Annotated in this window: 19 protein-coding genes and 1 riboswitch; of the genes, 10 read left to right on the top strand and 9 right to left on the bottom strand. The window is 41.7% G+C overall.

From position 1 onward, the window contains the following. Window positions 1-59: 59 nt before the first annotated feature. The 3 genes from QEZ38_RS05415 to QEZ38_RS05425 all read right to left on the bottom strand — a co-directional run bounded on the left by QEZ38_RS05415 (window position 60) and on the right by QEZ38_RS05425 (window position 3558). Window positions 60-902, bottom strand: coding sequence for a sugar ABC transporter permease (locus QEZ38_RS05415; RefSeq protein WP_045613887.1), 843 nt, complete (start codon window positions 900-902; stop codon window positions 60-62). 1 nt (window position 903) lies between these two features. Beyond that, the gene (locus QEZ38_RS05420) at window positions 904-2193 is read right to left on the bottom strand and encodes a carbohydrate ABC transporter permease (protein ID WP_282434658.1); all 1290 of its coding nucleotides are present in this window, start codon (window positions 2191-2193) and stop codon (window positions 904-906) included. 96 nt (window positions 2194-2289) lie between these two features. Then, entirely contained in the window at window positions 2290-3558 is a 1269-nt protein-coding gene (locus QEZ38_RS05425) for an extracellular solute-binding protein (protein ID WP_075232327.1), read from the bottom strand. Window positions 3559-3976: 418 nt separating this feature from the next. Here QEZ38_RS05425 and malQ point away from each other — a divergent pair, with 418 nt between their 5' ends. The 3 genes from malQ to QEZ38_RS09785 all read left to right on the top strand — a co-directional run bounded on the left by malQ (window position 3977) and on the right by QEZ38_RS09785 (window position 8259). After that, the gene (malQ, locus tag QEZ38_RS05430) at window positions 3977-5494 is read left to right on the top strand and encodes a 4-alpha-glucanotransferase (RefSeq protein ID WP_281335259.1); all 1518 of its coding nucleotides are present in this window, start codon (window positions 3977-3979) and stop codon (window positions 5492-5494) included. Window positions 5495-5516: 22 nt separating this feature from the next. Continuing rightward, a complete protein-coding gene (gene glgP, locus QEZ38_RS05435; RefSeq protein WP_281335260.1) occupies window positions 5517-7775 on the top strand; it encodes a glycogen/starch/alpha-glucan family phosphorylase in 2259 nt (752 codons plus the stop codon). Between the two features lie 277 nt (window positions 7776-8052). Next, window positions 8053-8259, top strand: coding sequence for a hypothetical protein (locus QEZ38_RS09785; protein ID WP_320693292.1), 207 nt, complete (start codon window positions 8053-8055; stop codon window positions 8257-8259). 109 nt (window positions 8260-8368) lie between these two features. Here the strand turns inward: QEZ38_RS09785 and QEZ38_RS05440 are convergent, their stop codons facing one another. After that, window positions 8369-9217, bottom strand: coding sequence for a putative RNA methyltransferase (locus QEZ38_RS05440; protein WP_281335261.1), 849 nt, complete (start codon window positions 9215-9217; stop codon window positions 8369-8371). A 53-nt stretch (window positions 9218-9270) separates the two neighbouring features. After that, on the bottom strand, window positions 9271-10527 hold the full coding sequence (tyrS, locus tag QEZ38_RS05445; protein WP_281335262.1) for a tyrosine--tRNA ligase: 1257 nt from the start codon (window positions 10525-10527) through the stop codon (window positions 9271-9273). A gap of 289 nt (window positions 10528-10816) precedes the next feature. Between tyrS and mutL the strand changes: the two genes are divergently transcribed. The 4 genes from mutL (at window position 10817) to QEZ38_RS05465 (ending at window position 14724) form a co-directional block, all read left to right on the top strand. After that, entirely contained in the window at window positions 10817-12766 is a 1950-nt protein-coding gene (gene mutL / locus QEZ38_RS05450; protein ID WP_281335263.1) for a DNA mismatch repair endonuclease MutL, read from the top strand. Window positions 12767-12886: 120 nt separating this feature from the next. Beyond that, window positions 12887-13480, top strand: coding sequence for a Holliday junction branch migration protein RuvA (ruvA, locus tag QEZ38_RS05455; RefSeq protein WP_281335264.1), 594 nt, complete (start codon window positions 12887-12889; stop codon window positions 13478-13480). A 9-nt stretch (window positions 13481-13489) separates the two neighbouring features. Continuing rightward, complete coding sequence (locus tag QEZ38_RS05460) at window positions 13490-14053, top strand: DNA-3-methyladenine glycosylase I (RefSeq protein WP_281335265.1); 564 nt, start codon at window positions 13490-13492, stop codon at window positions 14051-14053. Continuing rightward, complete coding sequence (locus QEZ38_RS05465; RefSeq protein ID WP_281335266.1) at window positions 14050-14724, top strand: CPBP family intramembrane glutamic endopeptidase; 675 nt, start codon at window positions 14050-14052, stop codon at window positions 14722-14724. Before QEZ38_RS05460 ends, QEZ38_RS05465 begins: the two co-directional genes overlap by 4 nt. Window positions 14725-14768: 44 nt before the next feature. On the opposite strand, the gene QEZ38_RS05470 is transcribed toward QEZ38_RS05465, so the two are convergent. From QEZ38_RS05470 to QEZ38_RS05485, 4 genes are all read right to left on the bottom strand, one after another. Beyond that, window positions 14769-15806, bottom strand: a complete 1038-nt coding sequence (locus QEZ38_RS05470) for a S66 family peptidase (protein WP_281335267.1) — start codon at window positions 15804-15806, stop codon at window positions 14769-14771. Window positions 15807-15955: 149 nt separating this feature from the next. Beyond that, window positions 15956-16219, bottom strand: a complete 264-nt coding sequence (locus tag QEZ38_RS05475) for a SemiSWEET family transporter (protein ID WP_016466361.1) — start codon at window positions 16217-16219, stop codon at window positions 15956-15958. A gap of 200 nt (window positions 16220-16419) precedes the next feature. After that, the gene (locus tag QEZ38_RS05480) at window positions 16420-17094 is read right to left on the bottom strand and encodes a DUF1129 domain-containing protein (protein WP_006146142.1); all 675 of its coding nucleotides are present in this window, start codon (window positions 17092-17094) and stop codon (window positions 16420-16422) included. Window positions 17095-17106: 12 nt separating this feature from the next. Then, window positions 17107-18051 carry a magnesium transporter CorA family protein gene (locus QEZ38_RS05485; RefSeq protein ID WP_000815631.1) on the bottom strand — a complete coding sequence of 315 codons (945 nt, stop codon included), beginning with the start codon at window positions 18049-18051 and terminating at the stop codon, window positions 17107-17109. Window positions 18052-18193: 142 nt separating this feature from the next. Between QEZ38_RS05485 and uvrA the strand changes: the two genes are divergently transcribed. From uvrA to mgtA, 3 genes are all read left to right on the top strand, one after another. After that, window positions 18194-21025 (top strand): excinuclease ABC subunit UvrA, encoded by a 2832-nt coding sequence (uvrA, locus tag QEZ38_RS05490; protein ID WP_281335268.1) that lies wholly within the window; start codon window positions 18194-18196, stop codon window positions 21023-21025. Further along, window positions 21018-22079 (top strand): M24 family metallopeptidase, encoded by a 1062-nt coding sequence (locus QEZ38_RS05495; RefSeq protein ID WP_281335269.1) that lies wholly within the window; start codon window positions 21018-21020, stop codon window positions 22077-22079. Before uvrA ends, QEZ38_RS05495 begins: the two co-directional genes overlap by 8 nt. Before the next feature lie 53 nt (window positions 22080-22132). Next, a riboswitch (M-box (ykoK) riboswitch) is annotated at window positions 22133-22286 on the top strand. A 192-nt stretch (window positions 22287-22478) separates the two neighbouring features. Further along, window positions 22479-25139, top strand: coding sequence for a magnesium-translocating P-type ATPase (gene mgtA / locus QEZ38_RS05500; RefSeq protein WP_281335270.1), 2661 nt, complete (start codon window positions 22479-22481; stop codon window positions 25137-25139). Window positions 25140-25192: the final 53 nt, after the last annotated feature.

The raw sequence follows: 25192 nt of genomic DNA on the forward strand, positions 1-25192 counted from the left end.
GTTTCTCATCAGACTATATAAGCATTAGTTCAAAAATGAAAAAGGGTGGCGGGGGTATATTACCCCTTGTCGCCACCGCTTGTAAGTCCTGAAACGAAGTTCTTTTGTAAGAAGAAGAAGAGTGTACAGATTGGAAGAGCGATGAGGATAGCACCTGCTGAGAAGTAGGCAATCTTCAAGTTCTTCGCATTGTTGACGAAGGTTTGGAGACCAACGGCAACTGTAAAGTATTCTTTCTCACGAAGCAAGAAACTAGAGAGGATGTAGTCTCCGAAAGGTCCCATGAAGGCCCAGAGTGCTTGTACCGCAACCATTGGGCGAACGAGAGGGAGAACGATTTGCCAGAAGCGGCGGAAGTGTCCTGCACCATCCAGTTTTGCAGATTCATCGAGAGACATTGGCACGGTGTCAAAGTAACCTTTCATCAACCAAGCATTCATAGGGATACCACCACCGACATATAGGAAGATGAGGAACCAGCTATGGTTAAGGGCATTCAACATAAGGGCCATAACGAAGAAGGCAGTCAAAGCGGCCATTGTTGGCACCATTTGGATAATCAAGAAGAAGACCAAACTTTGTTTACGAGCCAAGAAATTGTAACGGCTGTAGGCATAACCAGCAAGCACGATAATACTTGTCTGAACGACCATAGTGATCAAAGCGATGATCAAAGTATTAAGGTACCATGTCCCGTACAAGGTTTCTGTAAAGAGCCCTTTGAAGTTATCAAGACTAAAGTTGACATTGCTGTCGAGTTTAAAGGCCACAACGTTACCAGCCTTGAAGGCAGACATAATCGTGATTAAAAGAGGATAGATAATGACGATTGAAAGTCCGATCAAGTAGAGGTAAGTGAGGGTTTGAGTCAGTCTACGTTTTAGTTTGATTGAGTTATTCATCTTAGACGTCCTCCATATCAAATGCGTGTAGTTTCTTGAAGGCAATCATAGAAATAGAGATGACAATGATTGAAATAATCAAGGTAACGGCAGCAGCCATAGAGTATTGTGGAGCAGTACCTGTTGTCAAACGGTAAATCCATGAGATCAAGATATCGGTTGAACCAGCTCCACCACCGACACTACCAGGACCACCACCATTGAAGAGGTACATGATAGAGAAGTTGTTGAAGTTGAAGGTGTATTGGCTAATCAAAGTAGGTGCCGCAACAGCCAAGATCATTGGGAAAGTGATGTTGCGGAATTTTTGCCAAGCGTTTGCACCGTCGATATAAGCTGCTTCATACAAGTCGTTTGGAATAGACTGTAGGATACCGAGAGTAAGGACATAGATATAAGGGAATCCAAGCCAACCTTGCATCATAATCAAGGCAACCTTAGTCCAAGTAGGGTCTGTTTTCCAAGGGATGAGTGCCCCGTCGAGGAATGGAAGAACTTTAGCAAAAAGTGGCAAAACTTGAGTATTGATAGCACCAACACTATCGTTAAACATGTTTGAGAATGTCAAGATAGTGATGAAGGCTGGAACTGCCCAAGGCAGAAGGAAGATAACACCAAAGATACGTTTCCCTTTGATGAATGGTTGGTTAGCAATAATAGCTGTGAAGATACCGATTACAATCTGTAAAGTTGATGCAGACAAAGCCCAGATAATAGTCCAAGAAAGAACGGCGCCAAAGGCTGAACGGAAGGTACTCAAGCTCCAGATATTTGTGAAGTTGGTCAATCCAACCCAGTCCAAGAGTTTATTTGGTGGTAGATGTTGGAAATCATAGTTAGTAAAGGCAATCATCAAGGTTACAATAACTGGGAAGATGATGGCAAATGTCATGGCAACGTAAGATGGGATAATGAGCAAGTATGGGAATCCATTTTCATAGATACCTTTAATCATATCCTTAAGTGTCAATGGGACAGGAATGCCATTATTGATACGTTTTGCAATGGTATGAGCATCTTTAATATTGAGAATATAAAATGCTAGATAAACAATTACAAAAATAGAGTGAAATGCACCACGAATCAACATAAAGAGAGAGTTGTCACGGCCAGGTTTTTCACCGAGTGTGATCAAGTTGCTCAATTCAGGTGCTGCAAGTACTATAAAATAGAGGACAAAAGCTAATGTTACAGCAAGGAAGATAAAACCTTTGGCTTTTTGTTTGTTATAGATTTGCCCCAACCCAGGAATCAATGAAAGCAAGGCTGCTTTTCTTGGTTGTTGTTCCATGAGTACTCCTTTCATAAGATGTGAACGTCAAGCTGAGTTCTGTTAATATCTAAAAATCAAGGGGGATAAATTTTAAATCCCCCTTGAATCAATCAATTAGTTACCAAATTTTTGTTGGATTGTTTCTTTGATCAATGTTACAGCATCATTTGCAGCTGTTTTAGCATCTTTCTTACCGCTTACAGCGTCAAAGAGCATTGTTTTAGCTGGGTCCCAAACTGTTGACATTTGAGAGATGTTTGGCATTGGTTGAGCGTTCTTGAACTGTTTGATAACAGCAGTAGTCAACTCATCGTTTTTACCTTCAGCGTAAGTACGAGCTTCAGTGTTAGCTGGGATTTCGTTTGTTGCATCGTAGAATGCTTTTTGTTGGTCAGTTGAAACAAGGAAGTCTACGAATTTTTGAGCTCCTTCAAGGTTCTTAGTGCTTGATGGGATGATCCAAGCTTTACCACCACCAAAGGCTGCGTAGTTTTTACCGTTTGGAAGAGTTGGGATAGTTGCAACACCGTAGTTTACTTTAGCATCTTTGAATGCTTGAGCTTTCCAAGGTCCATCAATGATAGCAGCTGTTTTACCTTCTTGGAATTGAGTTTGGATCAAGTTTCCAGCACCTTCAGTATCTTGCATACCTTTAGGCCATTTGTCATACCAAGTTTTAGCATAGTTGATACCTGCAATAGCACCATCGTTAGCAAGACCAATATCTTTAGGGTCTTTACCGTTTTGTCCAAACACGTAGGCACCGTTACCAGCAAGAAGTCCATATGCGTAGTAGAAGTTAGTCCAGTCAGCTAGGAAAGCAGTAGTTTTTCCGTCTTCACCAGCGAAGGCATATTTGCTATCTTTAGCAAGTTCTTCCAAGTCAGCAAATGTCTTAGGAGCTTCTTTCACTAAGTCTTTGTTATAGTACATAACAAGTGACTCGATAACGGCTGGAGCCCCATAAACTTTACCACCAACAGTTACAAGAGATTTAGTAGTATCGTCTGTTTTAGCACCGTCACTCAAAGTAACTTCTGAAAGTTGTCCGTCAGTACCAAGGCTACCTACACGGTCGTATGGTGCCATCATGACGTCAGCAGCTTTACCTGATTGATTATCAAGTGAAAGATTGTCAAGTCCACCTAATTGGTCCCCTGTTTTAATAGTAACTTTTACACCAGCTTCTTTTTCGTAAGCTTTGGCAGCTGATTCTGCAAAAGCTTTATATTGATCTTCAACGTAGAAAGTGATTTCTTTCGCTTCTGATGAACCAGAGTCAGCAGTTTTATCAGCAGTTTTGCTTCCACAAGCTACTAAAAGTAAGCTAGCAAGAGTAGCAGTACCAAGTACAGCTGCGCTCTTCATGAATTTAGTTGACATAGTGTATTCCTCCTAAAGAATAACAAATTTTGATTTCAAGGAAACGCAAACGTTTTCTCTTATGAACTTAGTATAGCACAAACAGAAAACGGTTGCAAGCGTTTTTTGAAAAAAATTTAAAAAGCTTGTAACTGGTTAATCTCTAAAATTGGTTATATAATAGGAAGGAAAGGATGAAATCATATAAATTTCAATTCAAGAATAATTTAAGGGAAACGTTTGCATAGTTTGTAGATGTTTTTGTAGAGGTGAAAAAATAAGAATATAGTTTTTTTAAAAAGCTATAAAGTAAATAAATTGAAAAGTTTTTTGTTGAAACGCTTGCATTTCTTTTTGAAATGGGTTATACTTTACTTGGCGCAAACGTTTGCGCCAAGTAAAAATGAAATATTTAACTACAAACACTTGAGGTGCTATTATGAAAAAACGTCAAAGTGGTGTGTTGATGCACATCTCATCGCTTCCAGGAGTTTACGGAATCGGATCATTTGGTCAAAGCGCCTATGATTTCGTTGACTTCTTGGTTCGTACAAAGCAACGTTACTGGCAAATCCTTCCTTTAGGCACAACCAGCTACGGAGATTCTCCTTATCAATCTTTCTCAGCCTTTGCTGGAAATACTCATTTTATCGATCTTGATATTTTGGTAGAGCAAGGTTTGTTGGAAGCAAGCGATCTTGAGGGAGTAGACTTCGGTAGTAACCCAACTGAAGTTGATTACGCTAAGATTTACTATGCACGCCGTCCGCTTCTAGAAAAAGCAGTTAAACGTTTCCTTGAAGTTGGAGATGTCAAAGATTTTGAAAAATTTGCTCAAGAGAACCAATCATGGCTTGAACTTTTTGCAGAGTATATGGCTATCAAAGAGCATTTTGATAATCTCGCTTGGACAGAATGGCCTGATGCAGCAGTTCGCACTCGTCAAGCTGAAGCTCTTGCACACTATCGTAATGAGTTGGCTGACAAATTGGTCTACCACCGCGTAACCCAATATCTCTTCTTCCAACAATGGTTGAAATTGAAAGCATATGCTAACGAAAACCACATCGAGATTGTGGGAGATATGCCAATCTATGTTGCTGAAGATTCAAGCGATATGTGGGCAAATCCACATCTCTTTAAAACTGATGAAAACGGAAAAGCAACTTGCATCGCAGGATGCCCACCAGATGAGTTTTCTGAGACAGGTCAGCTTTGGGGGAATCCAATCTATGACTGGGAAGCAATGGATCGCGATGGTTATAAATGGTGGATTGAACGCTTGCGTGAAAGCTTTAAGATTTACGACATCGTGCGTATCGACCACTTCCGTGGATTTGAGTCTTACTGGGAAATTCCTGCGGGTTCTGAAACAGCGGCACCTGGTAAATGGGTGAAAGGACCTGATTACAAACTCTTTGCAGCTGTTAAAGAAGAACTTGGTGACTTGAACATCATCGCAGAAGACCTTGGATTCATGACTGATGAAGTCATCGAGCTTCGTGAGCGCACTGGATTCCCAGGAATGAAAGTCCTTCAATTTGCTTTCAATCCAGAACACGAAAGTATCGACAGCCCACACTTGGCACCAGCAAACTCAGTTATGTATACAGGAACACACGATAACAACACTGTTCTTGGTTGGTACCGTGATGAGATTGATGATCCAACTCGTGAGTATATGGCTCGCTACACAAACCGTAAAGAGTACGAAACAGTGGTGCATGCTATGCTTCGTACAGCTTTCGCATCAGTAAGTTTCATGACGATTGCCACTATGCAAGATTTGCTAGAGTTGGATGGTTCAGCTCGTATGAACTTCCCATCTACTCTTGGTGGAAACTGGTCATGGCGTATGACAGAGGAACAATTGACTCCTGCTGTCGAAGAAACTTTGCTTGACTTGACTACAATTTATCGCCGTATCAATGAAAATTTGGTAGAATTAAAGAAATAAGACATTATCAGGAGACACAAAAATGTTACCATTAAAAGAATTTGTACAAAATCGTTACAATAAATCTATCGCAGAATGCAGCAACGAAGAGCTTTATCTTGCTCTTCTTAACTACAGCAAACTTGCTAGTAGCCAAAAACCAGTCAACACTGGTAAGAAAAAAGTTTACTACATCTCAGCTGAGTTCTTGATTGGTAAACTCTTGTCAAACAACTTGATTAACCTTGGTCTTTATGACGAAGTTAAAAAAGAACTTGCAGCTGCAGGTAAAGAGTTGATCGAAATCGAAGAAGTAGAATTGGAACCATCACTTGGTAATGGTGGTTTGGGACGTTTGGCAGCCTGCTTTATCGACTCAATCGCTACACTTGGTTTGAATGGTGACGGTGTTGGTTTGAACTACCACTTCGGTCTTTTCCAACAAGTGCTTAAAAACAACCAACAAGAAACGATTCCTAATGCTTGGTTGACTGACCAAAACTGGTTGGTTCGCTCAAGTCGTAGCTACCAAGTACCATTTGCACACTTTACTTTGACATCAACTCTTTACGATATTGATGTTACTGGTTATGAAACAGCAACTAAAAACCGTTTGCGTTTGTTCGACTTGGATTCAGTTGATTCTTCAATCATTCAAGATGGTATCAACTTTGATAAGACAGATATCGCTCACAACTTGACTCTTTTCCTTTACCCAGACGATAGCGATAAACAAGGTGAATTGCTCCGTATCTTCCAACAATACTTCATGGTTTCAAACGGTGCGCAATTGATCATCGATGAAGCAATCGAAAAAGGAAGCAACTTGCACGACCTTGCTGACTACGCAGTTGTACAAATCAATGATACTCACCCATCAATGGTTATCCCTGAATTGATCCGTCTTTTGACTGAACGTGGTATCGAACTTGATGAAGCAATTTCAATCGTTCGTAGCATGACTGCCTACACTAACCACACAATCCTTGCTGAAGCCCTTGAAAAATGGCCTCTTGAATTCTTGGAAGAAGTGGTTCCTCACTTGGTACCAATCATCAAAGAATTGGATCGTCGTGTTAAAGCAGAATACAAAGACCCAGCTGTTCAAATCATCGATGAGAGCGGACGTGTTCACATGGCTCACATGGATATCCACTACGGATACAGCGTAAACGGGGTTGCGGCTCTTCACACTGAAATCTTGAAGAACTCAGAGTTGAAAGCCTTCTACGACATCTACCCAGAAAAATTCAACAACAAAACAAACGGTATTACTTTCCGTCGTTGGCTCATGCATGCTAACCCAAGATTGTCTCACTACTTAGATGAGATTCTTGGAGATGGTTGGCACCATGAAGCAGATGAGCTTGAAAAACTCTTGTCTTATGAAGATAAAGTAGCTGTAAAAGAAAAATTGGAAAGCATCAAGGCTCACAACAAACGTAAATTGGCTCGTCACTTGAAAGAGCACCAAGGTGTGGAAATCAATCCAAACTCTATCTTTGACATCCAAATCAAACGTCTTCACGAGTACAAACGTCAACAAATGAACGCTTTGTATGTGATCCACAAATATCTTGACATCAAGGCTGGAAACATCCCTGCTCGTCCAATCACAGTCTTCTTCGGTGGTAAAGCAGCTCCTGCCTACACAATTGCTCAAGACATCATCCACTTGATTCTTTGCATGTCAGAAGTGATTGCCAACGACCAAGCAGTGGCTCCACACTTGCAAGTGGTTATGGTTGAAAACTACAACGTTACTGCAGCAAGCTTCCTTATCCCAGCATGTGATATCTCTGAACAAATCTCATTGGCTTCTAAAGAAGCTTCAGGTACTGGTAACATGAAATTCATGTTGAACGGAGCTTTGACTCTCGGTACTATGGACGGAGCTAACGTGGAAATCGCTGAGTTGGTTGGAGACGAAAATATCTACATCTTCGGTGAAGATTCAGAAACTGTTATCGATCTTTACGCAAAAGCAGCTTACAAATCAAGCGAATTCTACGCTCGTGAAGCTATCAAACCATTGGTTGACTTCATCGTTAGCGATGCAGTTCTTGCAGCTGGAAACAAAGAGCGCTTGGAACGTCTTTACAATGAATTGATTAACAAAGACTGGTTCATGACTCTCCTTGACTTGGAAGACTACATCAAGGTGAAAGAGCAAATGCTTGCTGACTACGAAGACCGTGACGCATGGCTGGATAAAGTCATCGTCAACATTTCCAAAGCAGGATTCTTCTCATCTGACCGTACAATCGCTCAGTACAACGAAGATATCTGGCACTTGAACTAAGAAACAAGATTTATACTAATACATTTTGTAAAAAAGCGAGTTTCGATTGAAATTCGCTTTTTTGAATGTTGTTAAGTTTATGCTGCTATGTCCTAAAAGAAAAGAGAAAAAATTTGTCTATCATTTGTAGCCTTAAAAATCAAACCTAGAGAACACTAAGAAGGCTGGTTGTACTACCTTTAAGCCTCAGGTTTTTCTTAGTTGTTACCTCAAATTTCTTGTATTCGTTTACAAATAGTATTATAATAGTATTATAGTAAAGAAAGAGGGTGTTCTTATGTGGAAAAAATATTTTTCAAAATATAAATGGACTGATTTATTTTGGATTCTTTTTGTAATTTGGTCATGCCTTTATATGGGTAATAGTTTTTCGTTTCCACTTACTCATCAAGAAATCTCTTTTCATGGATGTTGTTATGGGGCAGCACTTGCCTTATATCACTTGCTATTTATTGATAAATTTGTCATTTCGAATCGAAAATAAATGGTGAGGTTAAAATTTTTTACACTTTTAGAATAGACACTTGAAAAATCGTGATTTAAACCCGCATCTCAAGAAGAGGTGCGGGTCTTGTCTTATCTAAAAAATTTGTTTACAGTGATTTCCCCACAAGTATCTCAGCTTCAATGGTAATCTCTGTTAAGTCGCTCCAGTCAATTTTGCTTTGGTCAACGTGGAAAAGTAAGGGTGTCATACTAAGCAGGGCTTGGCGTTGCTCAGTTGTGATGGGTTTGGTCAGGGAAGCTATCTGACTAGATTGGATGCTGAAGTGTTCTTGGAAATGTTCCTTAATATCTTGATTGGAATAGTCCTTCTTTGTCAGCTGGTCTTGTACCATTTGGCGGATTTCTTTGAGGTGGTTTTCGGTAGGAACGACCTTGATCAAGATACCATCTTTTGATAAAACGCGACGAAATTCTCCATAGTTGGCAGGCGAGAAGATATCAAGCAGAATATCCATGCTGGCGTCTTTTATAGGAAGTCGAGCCAAGTCACCAACAAACCAATTGACTGTCCAGTTGGGTTCGCTTTTGGCTGCGATTTGGACCGAATCTTTTGAAATATCAAAGGCATAGAAGGTTTTATCAGAGTGACTTTCTTGGAGTTTGCGAGAGTAAAAGCCTTCACCACAACCGATATCCAAGACAGTTTTTGCGGATGGATTCGTTGCCAGTAGGTCCGAGATGGTTTCTAAAATAGCCTGATAAAATCCAGCTTCTAGGATTTGCTGGCGGTTTTGAAAGTTTTCCTTGTCGTAGTTAGCGGATTGCTTGATTTGCGGTGCTAGATTGACATAGCCGAATTTTGCTAGGTCAAAAGAATGGCGATGCTCACACTTGAGACTAGACTCTACCAAGGTCAGTTTTTCTTGGCAGATAGGGCAGGCAAAGGCGGTCGCAGAAGCAAAGCGCTGGAGTTTGGGTTTGAGGTTTGTATTCATAGTTTTAGTCTAGCAAAAAAAGGACTGGATAGCAAATGCCTCCAGTCTGTTTTTTAATATGTAAGGACGAAGTATTTTTTCTTACCACGGCGGATAACAGTCAGTTCGTTCTCTAACTTATCTGCATCTCCTAAGACATAGTCAAGGTCTTGGATACGGTCGCCGTTGACGTAGATGGCTCCGTTTTGTACGTCTTCACGAGCTTGGCGTTTTGAATTAACAACGCCAGATGAAACGAGCAATTCTACGATGTTGTGATTTTCGTCTGCTTGTACTTGGTAGTTTGGTACACCACGAAGTCCTTGTTTGAGTTCTTTGACAGAAAGGTTTTTGATATTTCCTGCAAAGAGTTGCTCAGTGATGTTGAGGGCTTCATTGTAAGCTTCTTCTCCGTGTACAAGTGTCACGACTTCACGAGCCAAGACTTTTTGAGCCAAGCGTTCGTGTGGAGCTGCTTCAAACTGTTTGCGGATATCTTCAATCTCATCCAGTGACAAGAAGGTAAAGATCTTCAAGAAGCGAACAGCGTCAGCATCCATGACGTTCATCCAGAATTGGTACATTTCGTATGGAGAAGTCTTTTCAGGGTTGAGCCAAACAGCATTCCCTTCAGATTTACCAAATTTTTTACCAGTCGCGTCTGTGATGAGTGGAACAGTAATCACGTGACCAGTCTTGTCAGCCTTACGGCGAAGCAATTCAGTACCAGCTGTCATATTTCCCCACTGGTCAGAACCACCGATTTGAAGAGTGACATTGTGGTCTTGGTTAAGAACGAAGAAGTCGTAACCTTGCATGATTTGGTAGGCAAACTCAGTGTAAGAAATCCCTGTTTCAATACGTTTCTTCACAGACTCCTTACTCATCATGTAGTTGACGGTGAAGTATTTTCCGATATCACGGAGGAAATCAATGAAGCTGATGCTGCCAAACCAGTCGTAGTTGTTGACCATGACAGCTTTATTTTCACCATTTTCAAAGTCAAGAAAGCGAGAAAGTTGTCCTTGGATAGACTTGACCCAGCCATCTACTGTGTCTTTTGTTTGGAGACTACGCTCAGCATCTTTGAAGGACGGATCTCCGATGAGACCTGTAGCACCGCCAACGAGCGCATAAGGTTTGTGACCTGCTAGCTGCAAACGACGACTTGTCAAGATTGCGACAAGGTGGCCTAGGTGAAGGCTGTCAGCAGTTGGATCGTAGCCAGTATAATAAGAAACTTGACCTTCTTCTAGGGCTTTACGTAAAGCTTCTTCATCAGTCGTTTGAAAAATCAAACCACGCTCTTTTAGCTCATCAAAAATGTGCATGTGTCTTTTCTCCTTTATAAAATATTGTTTCTACCTATTGTACCACAAACTGTGGAAATAACCTAGTAAAATCGGGAAGAAAGTTGCTGCTTGGACTTTTTTGGAAACGAGTGAAATATGGTATAATAGCACTAGCTTATACTCAATGAAAATCAAAGAGCAAACTAGGAAGCTAGCCGAAGGCTGTACTCGAGTACGGCAAGGCGAGACTGACGTGGTTTGAATTTGATTTTTGAAGAGTATTATTTTCAGAGAAATAGATAAAAACAGTTGAGAAAGGGGCTGAAAGATGTCTCATATTATTGAATTGCCAGAAGTCTTGGCCAACCAGATTGCAGCAGGAGAAGTGATCGAACGTCCTGCCAGTGTGGTTAAAGAGTTAGTTGAAAATGCCATCGATGCTGGTTCTAGTCAGATTATCGTTGAGATCGAGGAAGCTGGTCTTAAGAAGATCCAAATCACAGATAACGGGCACGGGATTGCTCACGATGAAGTCGAGTTAGCTCTCCGCCGTCATGCGACCAGTAAGATTAAGAATCAGGCAGATCTTTTTCGGATTCGTACGCTCGGTTTCCGTGGTGAAGCCTTGCCCTCTATCGCTTCTGTCAGTGTTCTGACTCTTTTGACTGCAGTTGAGGGTGCAAGTCATGGGACCAAGCTAGTGGCTCGCGGAGGAGAAGTAGAAGAAGTTGTGCCTGCGACCAGTCCTGTTGGGACCAAGGTTTGTGTGGAGGATATTTTTTTCAATACACCAGCTCGTCTCAAGTATATGAAGAGCCAGCAGGCAGAGTTGTCTCATATCATCGATATCGTCAATCGTCTGGGGCTAGCCCATCCTGAGATTTCCTTTAGTTTGATTAGTGATGGCAAGGAAATGACACGGACAGCTGGTACGGGTCAACTGCGTCAGGCCATTGCTGGGATTTATGGTTTAGCTAGTGCCAAAAAGATGGTTGAAATTGAGAATTCTGACCTAGATTTTGAAATTTCAGGCTTTGTTTCCTTGCCTGAGTTGACTCGTGCCAATCGCAACTATATCAGCCTCTTCATCAATGGCCGTTATATCAAGAACTTCCTGCTTAATCGTGCCATTTTAGATGGTTATGGAAGCAAGCTCATGGTAGGGCGTTTTCCGCTGGCTGTTATTCACATCCATATCGATCCTTATCTAGCAGATGTCAATGTGCATCCAACCAAGCAAGAAGTGCGGATTTCTAAGGAAAGAGAGCTGATGGCGCTGGTTTCAGAAGCTATCGCAAAGAGTCTCAAGGAACAGACCTTGATTCCAGACGCCTTGGAAAATCTTGCCAAGTCTACGGTTCGTAATCGTGAAAAAGTAGAGCAAACGACTTTGCCGTTGAGAGAAAATACGCTTTACTATGAAAAAAATGAACCTACAAGACCGACTCAAGCTGAGGTAGCAGACCATCAGGTAAATTTGACAGAAGAAAGACAGGATTTGAATCTGTTTGCTAAGGAAACCTTGGACCAGATAACCAAACCAGCCAAACTGCATTTTGCAGAGAGAAAATCGGTCAGCTACGACCAACTAGATCATCCAGAGTTAGATATGGCTAGTTTGGATAAGGCTTATGACAAGCTGGAACGAGAAGAATCTTCGAGCTTCCCAGAGTTGGAATTTTTCGGTCAAATGCACGGAACCTATCTCTTTGCTCAAGGGCGAGATGGGCTCTACATCATAGACCAGCATGCGGCCCAGGAGCGGGTTAAGTACGAAGAGTACCGCGAAAGCATTGGCAATGTTGACCAGAGCCAACAGCAACTCCTAGTGCCTTACATCTTTGAATTCCCAGCAGATGATGCCCTTCGTCTCAAGGAAAGAATGCCTCTTTTAGAGGAAGTGGGAGTCTTTCTAGCAGAATATGGTGAGAATCAATTCATCCTTCGGGAACATCCTATTTGGATGGCAGAGGAGGAAATCGAGTCAGGGATCTACGAGATGTGTGATATGCTCCTTTTGACCAAGGAAGTTTCAATCAAGAAATACCGAGCAGAGCTAGCGATCATGATGTCCTGCAAGCGGTCCATCAAGGCTAACCACCGTATCGATGACCACTCGGCTAGACAACTCCTCTACCAACTCTCTCAATGTGACAACCCCTATAACTGTCCACACGGACGTCCTGTTTTGGTCCACTTTACCAAGTCAGACATGGAAAAGATGTTCCGTCGCATTCAGGAAAATCATACGAGCCTCCGAGAGCTAGGCAAATACTAATACTCTTCGAAAATCTCTTTAAACTGCGTCAGCCTTACCTTGTCTAACTTAAGTTATGCCTACGGTTAGCTTCCTAGTTTACTCTTTGATTTTCATTGAGTATAAATTGAAGGGAAAATTATGTACGAATATCTAAAAGGTATCATTACCAAAATTACTGCTAAATACATCGTTCTAGAAGCTAACGGCATCGGCTACATCTTACACGTAGCCAATCCTTATGCTTACTCAGGACAAGTCAATCAAGAAGCGCAAATCTATGTGCATCAAGTCGTTCGCGAAGATGCTCATCTCCTTTACGGTTTCCGTTCAGAAGACGAGAAAAAACTCTTTCTCAGCTTGATTTCGGTGTCGGGCATTGGTCCTGTATCAGCTCTGGCTATCATTGCAGCTGATGACAATGCAGGGCTTGTTCAAGCCATCGAGACTAAGAATATAACCTACCTGACCAAGTTCCCTAAAATCGGGAAGAAAACAGCCCAACAGATGGTCTTGGACTTAGAAGGTAAGGTGGTTGTGGCCGGTGACGACCTTCCTGCTAAGGTGGCAGTGCAAACCAACGCTGAAAACCAAGAACTGGAAGAAGCAATGGAGGCCATGTTGGCACTGGGCTACAAGGCAACTGAGCTTAAGAAAATCAAGAAATTCTTTGAAGGAACTTCTGATACAGCTGAAAACTACATCAAATCGGCCCTTAAGATGTTGGTGAAATAGGAGATTTCTATGGCAAAACGTTGTGGCTGGGTTAAAATGACCAATCCGTTATATATAGCTTACCATGATGAAGAATGGGGCCAGGCCCTCCATGATGACCAAGCATTGTTTGAGTTATTGTGCATGGAAACCTATCAGGCAGGCCTGTCTTGGGAAACGGTGCTCAACAAACGCCAAGCTTTCCGAGAAGCCTTTCATGGCTATCAAATTCAAGCTGTTGCAGACATGACGGATGAAGAATTGGAAGCTTTGATGGATAATCCAGCCATCATCCGCAATCGTGCCAAGATATTTGCGACGCGAGCCAACGCTCAGGCTTTTCTACAAGTTCAGGCAGAATTCGGAACTTTTGATGCTTATCTTTGGTCTTTTGTAGATGGGAAGACCATTGTGAATGATGTACCTGACTACAGCCAGGCGCCTGCCAAAACAGCTCTATCTGAAAAATTATCCAAAGAATTCAAAAAACGTGGCTTCAAATTTACTGGACCAGTCGCTGTCTTGTCCTATCTGCAGGCTGCAGGTCTGGTTGATGACCATGAGAATGATTGTGAATGGAAGGGGCTTAAATGAAGTCTACAAAATATAAGGGAGTTCTGATTTTTGGGCTCCTATATACAATTCTCTTTGTATTTGATGGCGTTAGATGGTTGGCTTCCCTGATGCCATCTACCATTGCAAATTATCTAGTCTATGTAGTATTAGCACTATACGGCTCTTTCTTGTTCAAGGATCGATTAATCCAACAATGGAATGAGATTAGAAAAACTAAAAGAAAATTCTTCTTTGGCGTCTTAACAGGATGGCTCTTTCTCATTCTGATGACTGTTGCCTTTGGATTTATATCAGAGTTGTTGAGGCAGTTTTTCGGGCTGGTCGGACAAGGTCTAAACCAGTCGAATATTCAAAGCACCTTTCAAGAGCAACCACTACTGATAGCAGTTTTTGCCTGCATCATTGGACCTTTGGTGGAAGAACTCTTTTTCCGTCAGCTCTTATTGCATCACTTGCAGAAAAGTCTGCCAAGTTGGCTAAGCATTCTTCTGGTAGGAATTGTCTTTGCTCTGACTCATATGCATAATGTAAGTTTATCAGAGTGGGTCGGTGCAGTCGGATACTTAGGTGGGGGCCTTGCCTTTTCTATTATTTATGTGAAAGAAAAGGAGAATGTCTACTATCCCCTACTTGTTCACATGTTAGGCAATAGCCTTTCCTTTATTATTTTAGCCATCGGTAGTATATGATGAAAATGCTAGTAACGATACTGAAAAAAGCTGAGAAATTCATCTCAGCTTTCTTTGTTATAGTCAAAGCGAATGACTTGCTCCGTTGCATCTACATGGGCGTGGACTCCGAAGGGTACAATTGCTCTTGGAGTTGCGTGTCCGATATTCAGATTATAGACAATTGGGATATTGCTGTCAATGATATCCAATAGTGCCTCTTTATAGTCGTCATAGAAAGTTTCATCCATAGGTTTTCCGACCAAGATTCCATTGATGACCTCGAATATGCCAGTGTCTTTTAAAGTCCGCAACATCTTTTTGAAGTCTTCTGGCTCAGGCTTTTCTTCGCTTGCTTCTAGCAAGAGAATTTTTCCTTCCCAGTCTGACAAGTCAGGGAAAAGTTTGTATTTTTGGCAGAGCTCCGTGCTGTCTGCGTATCGAGAGTTGTCAAAGATATCGTAGAGAGATTCGAGACAACCACCGAGGATTTCTCCCTCAAACTGAGCATTGCCTTGTAACAAGTCAAAACCTGTATTTGCATGGCTGACACGAGGTGTTCCCAAGGCTTTGGGACTAAAATCAGTCCGTTCCTCATACCAAACGTTACTAGGGCGAATTTCTGAGATTTTTCCAGTCTCAATCAATTCTTTAAAGTAGTGGCGGCTATATGGCAACATTTCTTTGTCTAATTCACAAATATCTGCTAAAAAGGATTGCCCATAAAAAGTTTTGATTCCTAGTTTATGCAACATGAGATGGTTCATAGTCGTATCCGAGAAACCAAGAAAAATCTTTTGTTTGATAACTTTTTCTAGTTGGTCATTTTCAAAAAGATAGGGTAATAAACGATAGGTATCGTCTCCACCGATGGCGCATAGGATCATGTCGATGCTATCATCAGAAAAGGCCTGAATTAAATCCTCTGCACGTGCTTCAGGATGGTTCTTGATAAAGTCTAAGCCTTTTAGTGAATGAGGTAAAAAGATAGGATTGAGTCCGAGGTCTTTGAGACGTTGGACTCCCAAGTCCACTTCGTGTTTGACAAAGTCTTCTCCGATAATGCCACTAGACAAACTAACAATTCCAATAGTAGAAGACATATATTATCCTCCTAGAAATAAATTGATGCTATTGTATCACAAAAGATGAGGGGAAACAACAAGAATTAGAGCCAGAAGAAGGCTTTTAGATCAAGAAAGTAGTAAAAAAGCAACCAATCGTGTGGTTGCTTTTTATAGTAGTTGCATTCTTATAGAGCAGTAAGGAAGGTCAGTCCGCCAAGGATAACCCCAGCCGAGTTTGGAATGATTAGAATCCAGTCTTTCTTAGGCTCTTTTGTCCATCCATAAATGACCCAGATTAAGCAAGAGACTGCTGCTGATAAAGGTTGAAATGGTTGAGCTTTATTTCCTTGTAAATTGGCAAAAATTTGGGGGATGTAGGCTATAAATACAATAATCCCGATAAAGGCACCAATTGAACCAACAACTTGATTAATTCTCTGTTTAGTCATATATATTTCTCCTTATTACTTTATTAGTATAACAGAAAAACAACTTGGATTCAAGGACAAAACCTCGGGATTCTAAGGAAAGACTTTACATTAGAACGTTTTTAGAAAATGTAGCTACTTTTCTTTGGAGAATAAAAAAATGCTTTGGAGCCATAATAAAAGTAGTCTGTCTGTAAAACACACTACTTTTATTGTTTATCTTAATATCTAGCAGGTCCAGCACTTGCGCTCTTGATGTTGAAACGTTTTTTGAGGTAGAAACGTAGGGCAAGGAGAGCTCCTCCAATGACCAACAAAACAAGAGGTGGTAAGCTGATGTTGATGGCTTGTGGAAGGAAGTTACTCAAGAAGAGGATGAAGACCCAGGCAAACATGGTTGCTAACATAACCAAAAGTGATTTCCAGAATGGAGGACGTTGGCTACGGTCAGTATCTGGTCCGTAGTAGCGGTAGATGAAGTGGTAGAGCAGGTAAAAGGCAACTCCACCAAAGGCTCCTACACTGATAAGTGTTACCAATCCGTAGGCCACAGGTTGGTTTGAGAAGAAGCTCATCAAGGCGCTAACTACTGCAAATAGTCCTGTGATGAAAAGGGCTGAATCCAACATCATCAATTTTGGATCGTCGTTTTCTTTTGGATGTTCTTTTTCGTACTGCTCTTTTTCGCTGAAACTATGAGCCCAGTGAGTTGGTGCTCCGTAGATAGAACGAGCTGTCACTCCTTTTGGTTGTTCTTCAAGGATATGAGGAATGACTTCTTCAAGGATAGCCTTGATTTCAGCATCTGTTTTTCCGTCCTTGAGAAATTGCTGGGTTGCAATATGGATAAATTCCTGGTTTTTCTTTGTTAATTCTTTTAAATCAATCTGTGACATAATAACTCCTGTTTAGAACCATTTTTTATGGATGAGGTAAAGAGTGAGAGAAACACTCATAGCAAAGGCGATAAAGACGATGAGCCAGAAAGCGTGCGGTTCTCCGTTTAAAGGGATTTCATTGTCCTTAAAGTTCATTCCGTAAGCTGAGAAAATCATGGTCGGGATGGACATAACGATAGTCACAAGTGCCAAGGTTTTCATGATATTGTTCTGGTTATTTGAAATGATAGAAGCAAAGGTCTCTGTCATAGAGTGAAGGACGTTTCCATAGATGTCCGCCATCTCGATGGCCTGTTGCGTTTCAATCAAGGTATCTTCCAGTAAGTCTTCATCTTCAAGGTATTTCTTGATATTGCTAGTTGCGCTGGTCAATTTTTTAATCACGCGCTCGTTTGTCTTCAGAGAGGCTTTGAAGTAGACGATGGTCTTCTCCAACTCCATGAGTTCGATCAATTCTTCGTTTCGAGTAGATTTGTGAAGTTGACTCTCGATCTGCTCACTCTTACGTTCAATCGAACGGAGGGCAGTTAGGTAAATCTCCGCATTGCGGTATAGGATTTGGAAGATGAAGCGCGAACGCATGAAGGTATAGAAATTTCGAAGCCTACGATTGATAAAGACATCAAGAAGTGGTAGAGGCTCCAAGCAGGTAGTGATGATAGCCTCTTCTGTGATGATAATCCCCAAGGGAATAGTCACATAGTAGGTCTGGTTATTTCTTTCCTCTGTTATTGGGACGTCTACGATAATCAAGGTGTATTCATCTTCGATGGTGATACGAGACATTTCTTCGGCATCGAGCGGTGCACGGAGATCGGCGATATCAATATCAAAGGCTGAGGCGATTTCCATCGATTCGCTTTGAGTAGGATTGACGAGATTGATCCAAGTGCCCGGCTGGAGCGTATCGATCTCTTTAAATTCAGTTGTTGTTGAGAGAAAGACTTGTTTCATATCTCCTATCCTTTCCTAATCTAATCCGTGTTTCAGTGATTTTTGACACCGTACTATTATACTACAAAATCGGCTTTTTTGGTAATAGAATTTCACTTTTTTTGGTATAATGGAAAGCAACAATGAACTAGAAAGAAGTAATATGCAAGATAAGATTGTCATCCATGGGGCACGCGCCCATAATTTAAAAAATATAGATGTGGAAATTCCGCGTGACAAGCTAGTTGTGGTGACGGGACTATCTGGATCAGGAAAATCTAGTTTAGCCTTTGATACCCTTTATGCAGAAGGGCAACGTCGCTACGTTGAAAGTCTGTCAGCCTATGCTCGTCAGTTCTTGGGCAATATGGAAAAGCCAGATGTGGATTCTATCGATGGTCTCAGCCCTGCCATTTCCATTGACCAGAAAACGACCAGTAAAAATCCTCGTTCGACGGTTGGAACAACGACGGAAATCAACGATTATCTACGTCTTCTCTATGCACGTGTAGGGACACCCTACTGTATCAATGGACATGGGGCGATCAAGGCTTCGTCTGTCGAACAGATTGTAGACAAGGTCTTGGAATTGCCAGAGCGCCAACGCTTGCAAATCCTAGCACCTGTTATCCGTAAGAAAAAAGGGCAGCATAAGACTCTGATTGAAAAGATTCAAAAGGATGGCTACGTTCGTGTCCGTGTTGATGGGGTTGTCTATGATGTGACCGAAGTTCCTGAACTTGAAAAGAATAAGCAACACAACATTGATGTGGTGGTAGACCGTATCATCATCAAGGATGGTATCCGTAGTCGTCTCTTTGACTCGATTGAAGCAGCCCTTCGTATCGCTGAAGGTTATGTCGTTATCGATACCATGGATGATTCAGAGATGCTCTTTTCAGAACACTATGCCTGTCCAGTATGTGGTTTTACAGTTCCAGAGCTAGAGCCTCGTCTCTTCTCCTTCAATGCTCCGTTTGGTTCTTGTAGTGAGTGTGATGGTTTGGGGATCAAGCTAGAGGTTGATAGGGACTTAGTAGTGCCTGATGCTAGTAAAACCCTTCGTGAGGGAGCTTTAGCACCTTGGAATCCTATCTCTTCTAACTATTATCCAAATATGCTGGAACAAGCCATGACAGCCTTTGGGGTGGACATGGATACTCCTTTTGAGGCCTTGTCGGAGGAGGACAAGCATCTCATTTTTTATGGTTCAGATGGTAAAGAATTCCATTTCCACTATGAAAATGAATTTGGTGGAGTTCGTGACATTGACATTCCATTTGAAGGCGTTATAAGGAATATTAAGCGTCGTTACCATGAAACCAATAGCGACTACACCCGCACTCAGATGCGTCTTTATATGAACGAGCTAACTTGTGGCACTTGTCACGGTTATCGCCTCAATGATCAGGCCTTATCTGTTCGAGTAGGGGGAGAAAAAGGACTCCATATCGGAGAAATTTCAGACCTCTCCATCGCAGATCATTTGGAAGCTATTGATCAGTTGACTCTCTCAAAAAATGAAGCCATTATCGCTCGTCCAATTCTGAAAGAAATCAAGGATCGCTTGACCTTCCTCAATAATGTCGGACTCAACTATCTGACACTTTCTCGGTCAGCGGGAACCCTATCAGGAGGAGAGAGTCAGCGTATTCGCTTGGCAACCCAGATTGGTTCCAATCTCTCAGGAGTCCTCTATATCTTAGATGAGCCGTCAATCGGTCTTCACCAGAGGGACAATGACCGCCTGATTGCCAGTCTGAAAAAGATGCGTGATTTGGGGAATACTCTGATCGTAGTAGAACATGACGAAGATACCATGCGAGAGGCAGATTATCTAATTGACGTCGGTCCTGGTGCAGGGGTCTTTGGTGGAGAGATTGTTGCCGCAGGAACGCCCAAGCAAGTGGCTCGCAACAGCAAGTCTATCACAGGTCAGTACTTGTCAGGCAAACGTGCCATTCCAGTGCCAGAAGAGCGTCGTGTCGGTAATGGTCGTTTTATCGAAGTGACGGGGGCGCGTGAAAACAACCTACAAAATATCACTGCTCGTTTCCCACTCGGGAAATTCATTGCGGTGACAGGGGTCTCTGGCTCAGGCAAGTCGACACTTATTAACAGCATCCTCAAAAAAGCCATTGCTCAAAAGCTTAACCGCAATTCAGACAAACCTGGTAAATTTAAGACTATTACAGGGATTGAGCATGTAGATCGGTTGATTGACATTGACCAGAGTCCAATTGGACGAACGCCAAGGTCTAACCCAGCTACCTATACTGGTGTCTTTGATGACATTCGGGACCTCTTCGCTCAGACAAATGAAGCCAAGATCCGTGGCTACAAAAAGGGTCGTTTCAGTTTCAATGTTAAGGGCGGTCGTTGTGAAGCCTGCTCAGGCGATGGGATTATCAAGATTGAAATGCACTTCTTGCCAGATGTTTACGTGGCTTGTGAAGTCTGTCATGGCACCCGCTACAACAGTGAAACGCTAGAAGTTCATTACAAGGAAAAGAATATCTCGCAAGTATTGGATATGACCGTCAATGATGCGGTAGAATTTTTCAAACACATTCCAAAAATTCAACGCAAACTCCAAACGATCAAGGATGTAGGTCTAGGTTATGTGACCTTGGGGCAACCAGCTACGACACTTTCTGGTGGAGAAGCTCAACGGATGAAGTTAGCCAGTGAGCTCCATAAACGCTCGACAGGGAAGTCCTTCTACATTTTAGATGAGCCAACAACTGGTCTTCATACCGAGGACATTGCTCGTTTGCTTACCGTTTTGTCTCGCTTTGTCGATGATGGCAATACAGTTCTCGTGATCGAACACAATCTAGATGTTATCAAAACAGCAGACCATATTATCGACCTAGGCCCAGAAGGCGGTGTTGGTGGTGGTACCATCATTGCAACAGGAACTCCAGAAGAAGTAGCTGCGAATGAAGCTAGCTATACAGGACAGTATTTGAAAGGAAAGTTACATCATGAATAAACGTGTGCAAGCATTTTTAGATAAAATGCAAGAAAAAGAGCTCGATGGTATTATTATCAATAACCTTAAAAATGTTTACTATTTGACAGGTTTTTGGGGTTCAAATGGAACGGTCTTTATCAGTCGTGACCGTCAAATTTTAGTGACAGATGCTCGCTATATTATCGCTGCTAAGCAGGAAGTTACTGGTTTTGAGATTTTTGCAGAACGTGACGAGTTGGCTACTATCGCAAAAATTGCTAAAGACATGGGTCTTTCTCGCATCGGTTTTGAAGATGAAATTTCAGTTTCTTATTACCATCGCATGCAAACTGCTTTTGAAGGGATGGAATTACTTCCACAGACTCAGTTTGTTGAAGCTCTTCGTATGATTAAGGATGAGGCAGAGATTGAGACCATTCGCAAGGCTTGTTCAATCTCAGATCGAGCTTTTCATGATGTCCTTGAATTTATCAAGCCTGGTAAGACTGAAATTGAAATTGCCAATTTCCTCGACTTCCGTATGCGTGAGTTAGGCGCTGCAGGATTGTCTTTTGATACCATCCTAGCCAGTGGGATCAACTCTTCTAAACCCCATGCTCACCCCATGCACAAGCCAGTAGAACTAGGCGAAGCCATTACCATGGACTTCGGATGTCTGTACGAGCATTATGTGAGTGATATGACTCGTACCGTCTACCTAGGCCATGTGAGTGACGAACAAGCAGAAATCTACAACACAGTATTGAAGGCTAATCAAGCATTGATTGACCAAGCTAAGGCTGGGTTAGGATTCCGTGATTTTGACAAGATTCCTCGTGATATCATCGTGGAAGCAGGTTATGGAGAATACTTTACACACGGTATCGGCCATGGTATCGGCCTTGATATCCACGAAGAGCCTTACTTTAGCCAAACTTCGACAGAAGTTATTAAATCGGGTATGGTCTTGACTGATGAACCAGGTATTTATATTGAAGGGAAATACGGGGTTCGTATCGAAGATGATATCTTGATCACAGAGACAGGTTGCGAATTATTAACCCTTGCTCCGAAAGAATTGATTGTTATCTAAGAAAAATGAGATAAATCGTTGACTTTTATATTTTAAAGGTTTATACTGAAAGGCGAAGACGGTAGGTGAGGCTACCATAGGGATACGGATGACTACCGCAAAGCAGTGGAGACACTACTCGTTGGTCAACAGTCCTGGTCGCGAAGGTCAAGACTAAGCTCATTACATCGCCCTATGGAGTTAAAGCTTGAACGAAAACAGATAATAAGTTTTTTAGTCCTGCCATTTTATGGCAGGACTTTCTGCTGTTTTAGAACAAAGAAGGGAGACAAACGATGCAAATTGACGATCATCCAGAACCGCACATACACAGCCAATCGCTGATTTGTGTCGTTCTGTCCTTATAAAGTGATTGGTCCCTGTGTATGAAATTACCATTCATACAGATAGGAGAAATCAATGAAAACTACAAAAGAAAGACTAGCAGCAGCTATTCAAACTCCATTAAAAGATAGTCTAGCTTTTTACCATACAAGTCTAAAAGGCTTAGACCAAGAACAAGTCGAAGAAAACCGTGACCTATATGGTGAAAACACCATCACAAAAGGTCAAGAGGATTCCATCTTTAAAAAGATTTACGAGTCCATCATCAATCCTTTCACAATCATTTTGCTTGTGATTGCCTTTATCTCTCTCGTTACAAATGTCTGGCTTGCCAAACCTGGTCAAGAAGATCCAACGACCTCTATTATTATCGTTGTCTTGGTTTTGATTTCAGGAGGTATTCGTTTTGTCCAAGAATTGCGAAGCGATAAGGCAACAACCAATCTTTCAAAAATGATTGTCAATACAGCAACTGTTATTCGCGATGGTCTTGAACAAGAGTTACCCATCGATGACTTGGTTGTGGGAGACCTCGTGAAATTGAGTGCTGGAGATATGATTCCAGCAGATGTCATCTTATTTGAATCCCGCGACTTTTTTGTTCAACAGTCAGGTTTGACTGGAGAAAGTGATGCAGTAGAAAAACTTGCTTTAAATAAAGCTACTAATCAAAATGTAGAGAGTCTTTTAGAAGCAGAATCCTTGGCATTCATGGGGACAAACGTTATCTCAGGAAGTGCTACAGCTATGGTTCTAGCTGTTGGTGATGACACCATGATGGGAGCTATTGAACAGACTCTCAACACCTACGATGAACCAACTTCTTTTGAACGTGAAATGAACAGCATTTCTTGGCTCTTGATCCGTTTGATGCTTGTCATGGTTCCGATCGTGTTTTTCGCAAATGGGTTGACCGATGGAGACTGGCTAGAGGCTGGAGTATTTGCCTTGAGCGTTGGTGTCGGACTTACACCAGAAATGCTTCCAATGATTATCACAGCCAGCTTGGCCAAAGGTTCCATTATTATGGCCAAGGAAAAGGTGGTCATCAAAAAACTCAATGCTATCCAGGACTTAGGAGCAATCGATATCCTATGTACGGACAAAACTGGAACTTTAACCCAAGATGAGATTGTTTTAGAATATCCTTTGGATATCCACGGTGATTTGGATATGGCCGTCTTGAGAAGAGCTTATCTAAATTCACATTTCCAAACCGGTTTGAAAAACTTGATGGACCGTGCGATTATCAGTAGAACCGAAAAAGAAGCCAAAGAACACGCTATTCTACAAGATTTAGATAAAATCTTCCAAAAGATTGATGAACTGCCTTTTGACTTTGAGCGCAGACGCATGAGTGTCATCGTCAAAGACGATAGCAATGTCGTTAGTATGGTTACCAAAGGTGCCTTGGAAGAAATGTTGACCATTTCGACTCATGTGGAGTACCGCGGAGAGATCATTCCCCTAACCGAAGACATTCGCCAAGAAGTACTGGCAGAGGTTGGTCAATTAAACCGTCAAGGTTTGCGTGTTTTAGGTGTTGGCTACAAGTCAGGTCTACGTGAAGATTATGCCTATGCTGTGACTGATGAAAGTGACATGATCCTTACAGGTTACCTTGCCTTTTTGGATCCGCCAAAACCATCTGCAGCACCCGCTATTCAAGCTCTGCTTGAGCATGGTGTCAAAACAAAAATTTTAACTGGGGATAACGAAAAAGTAACCCAAGCCATTTGTGAAAAGGTTGGTTTGGACGTTGAGCATATGCTCTTAGGGGCTGACATTGACCAAATGACAGATCAAGAATTGGCAGAAGCGGTTGAAAGTGTAACAGTCTTTGCCAAATTGTCTCCTGACCAAAAAGCTCGAATTATTCTACAATTGAAGAAAAATGGTCACGGTGTTGGTTATATGGGTGACGGTATTAATGACGCTCCATCCATGAAGGTGGCAGATGTCGGAATTTCCGTTGATACAGCAGTCGATATCGCCAAGGAAACAGCGGATGTTATTTTGCTGGACAAGGATCTCATGGTCCTTGAAACTGGTATCGTTGAGGGCCGTAAGGTCTACGCCAACATGACCAAGTACATCAAGATGACCGTTAGTTCAAACTTTGGAAATATCTTCTCACTACTGGTTGCGAGTATATTCTTGCCATTTTTACCAATGGCTCCTGTTCATCTCATTGTCCTAAACCTAGTCTATGATTTGTCCTGTGTGGCATTGCCATTTGATAATGTGGATCAAGACTTCCTCAAACAACCCCATACATGGGAAGCAAAATCCATTACGCGATTTATGGTTTGGATGGGTCCAATCTCATCTGTCTTTGATATTTTGACCTTTATCTTCCTCTACTTTATCATTGTTCCTTTGGTAACAGGTCATCACTATGTTCATGGGTCAGAATCTGCCCTTCAGTTTATTATCTTGTTCCAAACAGGATGGTTCATCGAATCTATGTGGTCTCAAACTATGGTTATCCATATGCTTCGTACAGCAAAAGTTCCTTTTGTACAAAGCAGACCAGCTTGGCTTGTGATTTTGATGACACTGGTTGCAGCCTTTTTCGTAACCAGTCTACCTTATGGACCGCTAGTAAATATCCTTCGTCTAGCACCCTTAGGGCTTCCTTACTTCTTATTCTTAATCTGTATTATTTTCTTGTATATGTTTAGCGTTACAGTTATTAAGAAATTTTACATTAAGAAGTATAAAGAATGGTTATAGTTCGTATTTTGTCAAGAAAAAAGTTCAAAAATTGCCAAAAAAGTTAAAATTTT

Source organism: Streptococcus taonis (assembly GCF_029948085.1).
In the GTDB taxonomy this organism is placed as follows: domain Bacteria; phylum Bacillota; class Bacilli; order Lactobacillales; family Streptococcaceae; genus Streptococcus; species Streptococcus taonis.

Coding starts and splice junctions, on each gene's coding strand:
- QEZ38_RS05415 (WP_045613887.1), bottom strand. CDS start 902: ATGAATAACTCAATCAAACTAAAACGTAGACTGACTCAAACCCTCACT.
- QEZ38_RS05420 (WP_282434658.1), bottom strand. CDS start 2,193: ATGGAACAACAACCAAGAAAAGCAGCCTTGCTTTCATTGATTCCTGGG.
- QEZ38_RS05425 (WP_075232327.1), bottom strand. CDS start 3,558: ATGTCAACTAAATTCATGAAGAGCGCAGCTGTACTTGGTACTGCTACT.
- malQ (WP_281335259.1), top strand. CDS start 3,977: ATGAAAAAACGTCAAAGTGGTGTGTTGATGCACATCTCATCGCTTCCA.
- glgP (WP_281335260.1), top strand. CDS start 5,517: ATGTTACCATTAAAAGAATTTGTACAAAATCGTTACAATAAATCTATC.
- QEZ38_RS09785 (WP_320693292.1), top strand. CDS start 8,053: ATGTGGAAAAAATATTTTTCAAAATATAAATGGACTGATTTATTTTGG.
- QEZ38_RS05440 (WP_281335261.1), bottom strand. CDS start 9,217: ATGAATACAAACCTCAAACCCAAACTCCAGCGCTTTGCTTCTGCGACC.
- tyrS (WP_281335262.1), bottom strand. CDS start 10,527: ATGCACATTTTTGATGAGCTAAAAGAGCGTGGTTTGATTTTTCAAACG.
- mutL (WP_281335263.1), top strand. CDS start 10,817: ATGTCTCATATTATTGAATTGCCAGAAGTCTTGGCCAACCAGATTGCA.
- ruvA (WP_281335264.1), top strand. CDS start 12,887: ATGTACGAATATCTAAAAGGTATCATTACCAAAATTACTGCTAAATAC.
- QEZ38_RS05460 (WP_281335265.1), top strand. CDS start 13,490: ATGGCAAAACGTTGTGGCTGGGTTAAAATGACCAATCCGTTATATATA.
- QEZ38_RS05465 (WP_281335266.1), top strand. CDS start 14,050: ATGAAGTCTACAAAATATAAGGGAGTTCTGATTTTTGGGCTCCTATAT.
- QEZ38_RS05470 (WP_281335267.1), bottom strand. CDS start 15,806: ATGTCTTCTACTATTGGAATTGTTAGTTTGTCTAGTGGCATTATCGGA.
- QEZ38_RS05475 (WP_016466361.1), bottom strand. CDS start 16,219: ATGACTAAACAGAGAATTAATCAAGTTGTTGGTTCAATTGGTGCCTTT.
- QEZ38_RS05480 (WP_006146142.1), bottom strand. CDS start 17,094: ATGTCACAGATTGATTTAAAAGAATTAACAAAGAAAAACCAGGAATTT.
- QEZ38_RS05485 (WP_000815631.1), bottom strand. CDS start 18,051: ATGAAACAAGTCTTTCTCTCAACAACAACTGAATTTAAAGAGATCGAT.
- uvrA (WP_281335268.1), top strand. CDS start 18,194: ATGCAAGATAAGATTGTCATCCATGGGGCACGCGCCCATAATTTAAAA.
- QEZ38_RS05495 (WP_281335269.1), top strand. CDS start 21,018: ATGAATAAACGTGTGCAAGCATTTTTAGATAAAATGCAAGAAAAAGAG.
- mgtA (WP_281335270.1), top strand. CDS start 22,479: ATGAAAACTACAAAAGAAAGACTAGCAGCAGCTATTCAAACTCCATTA.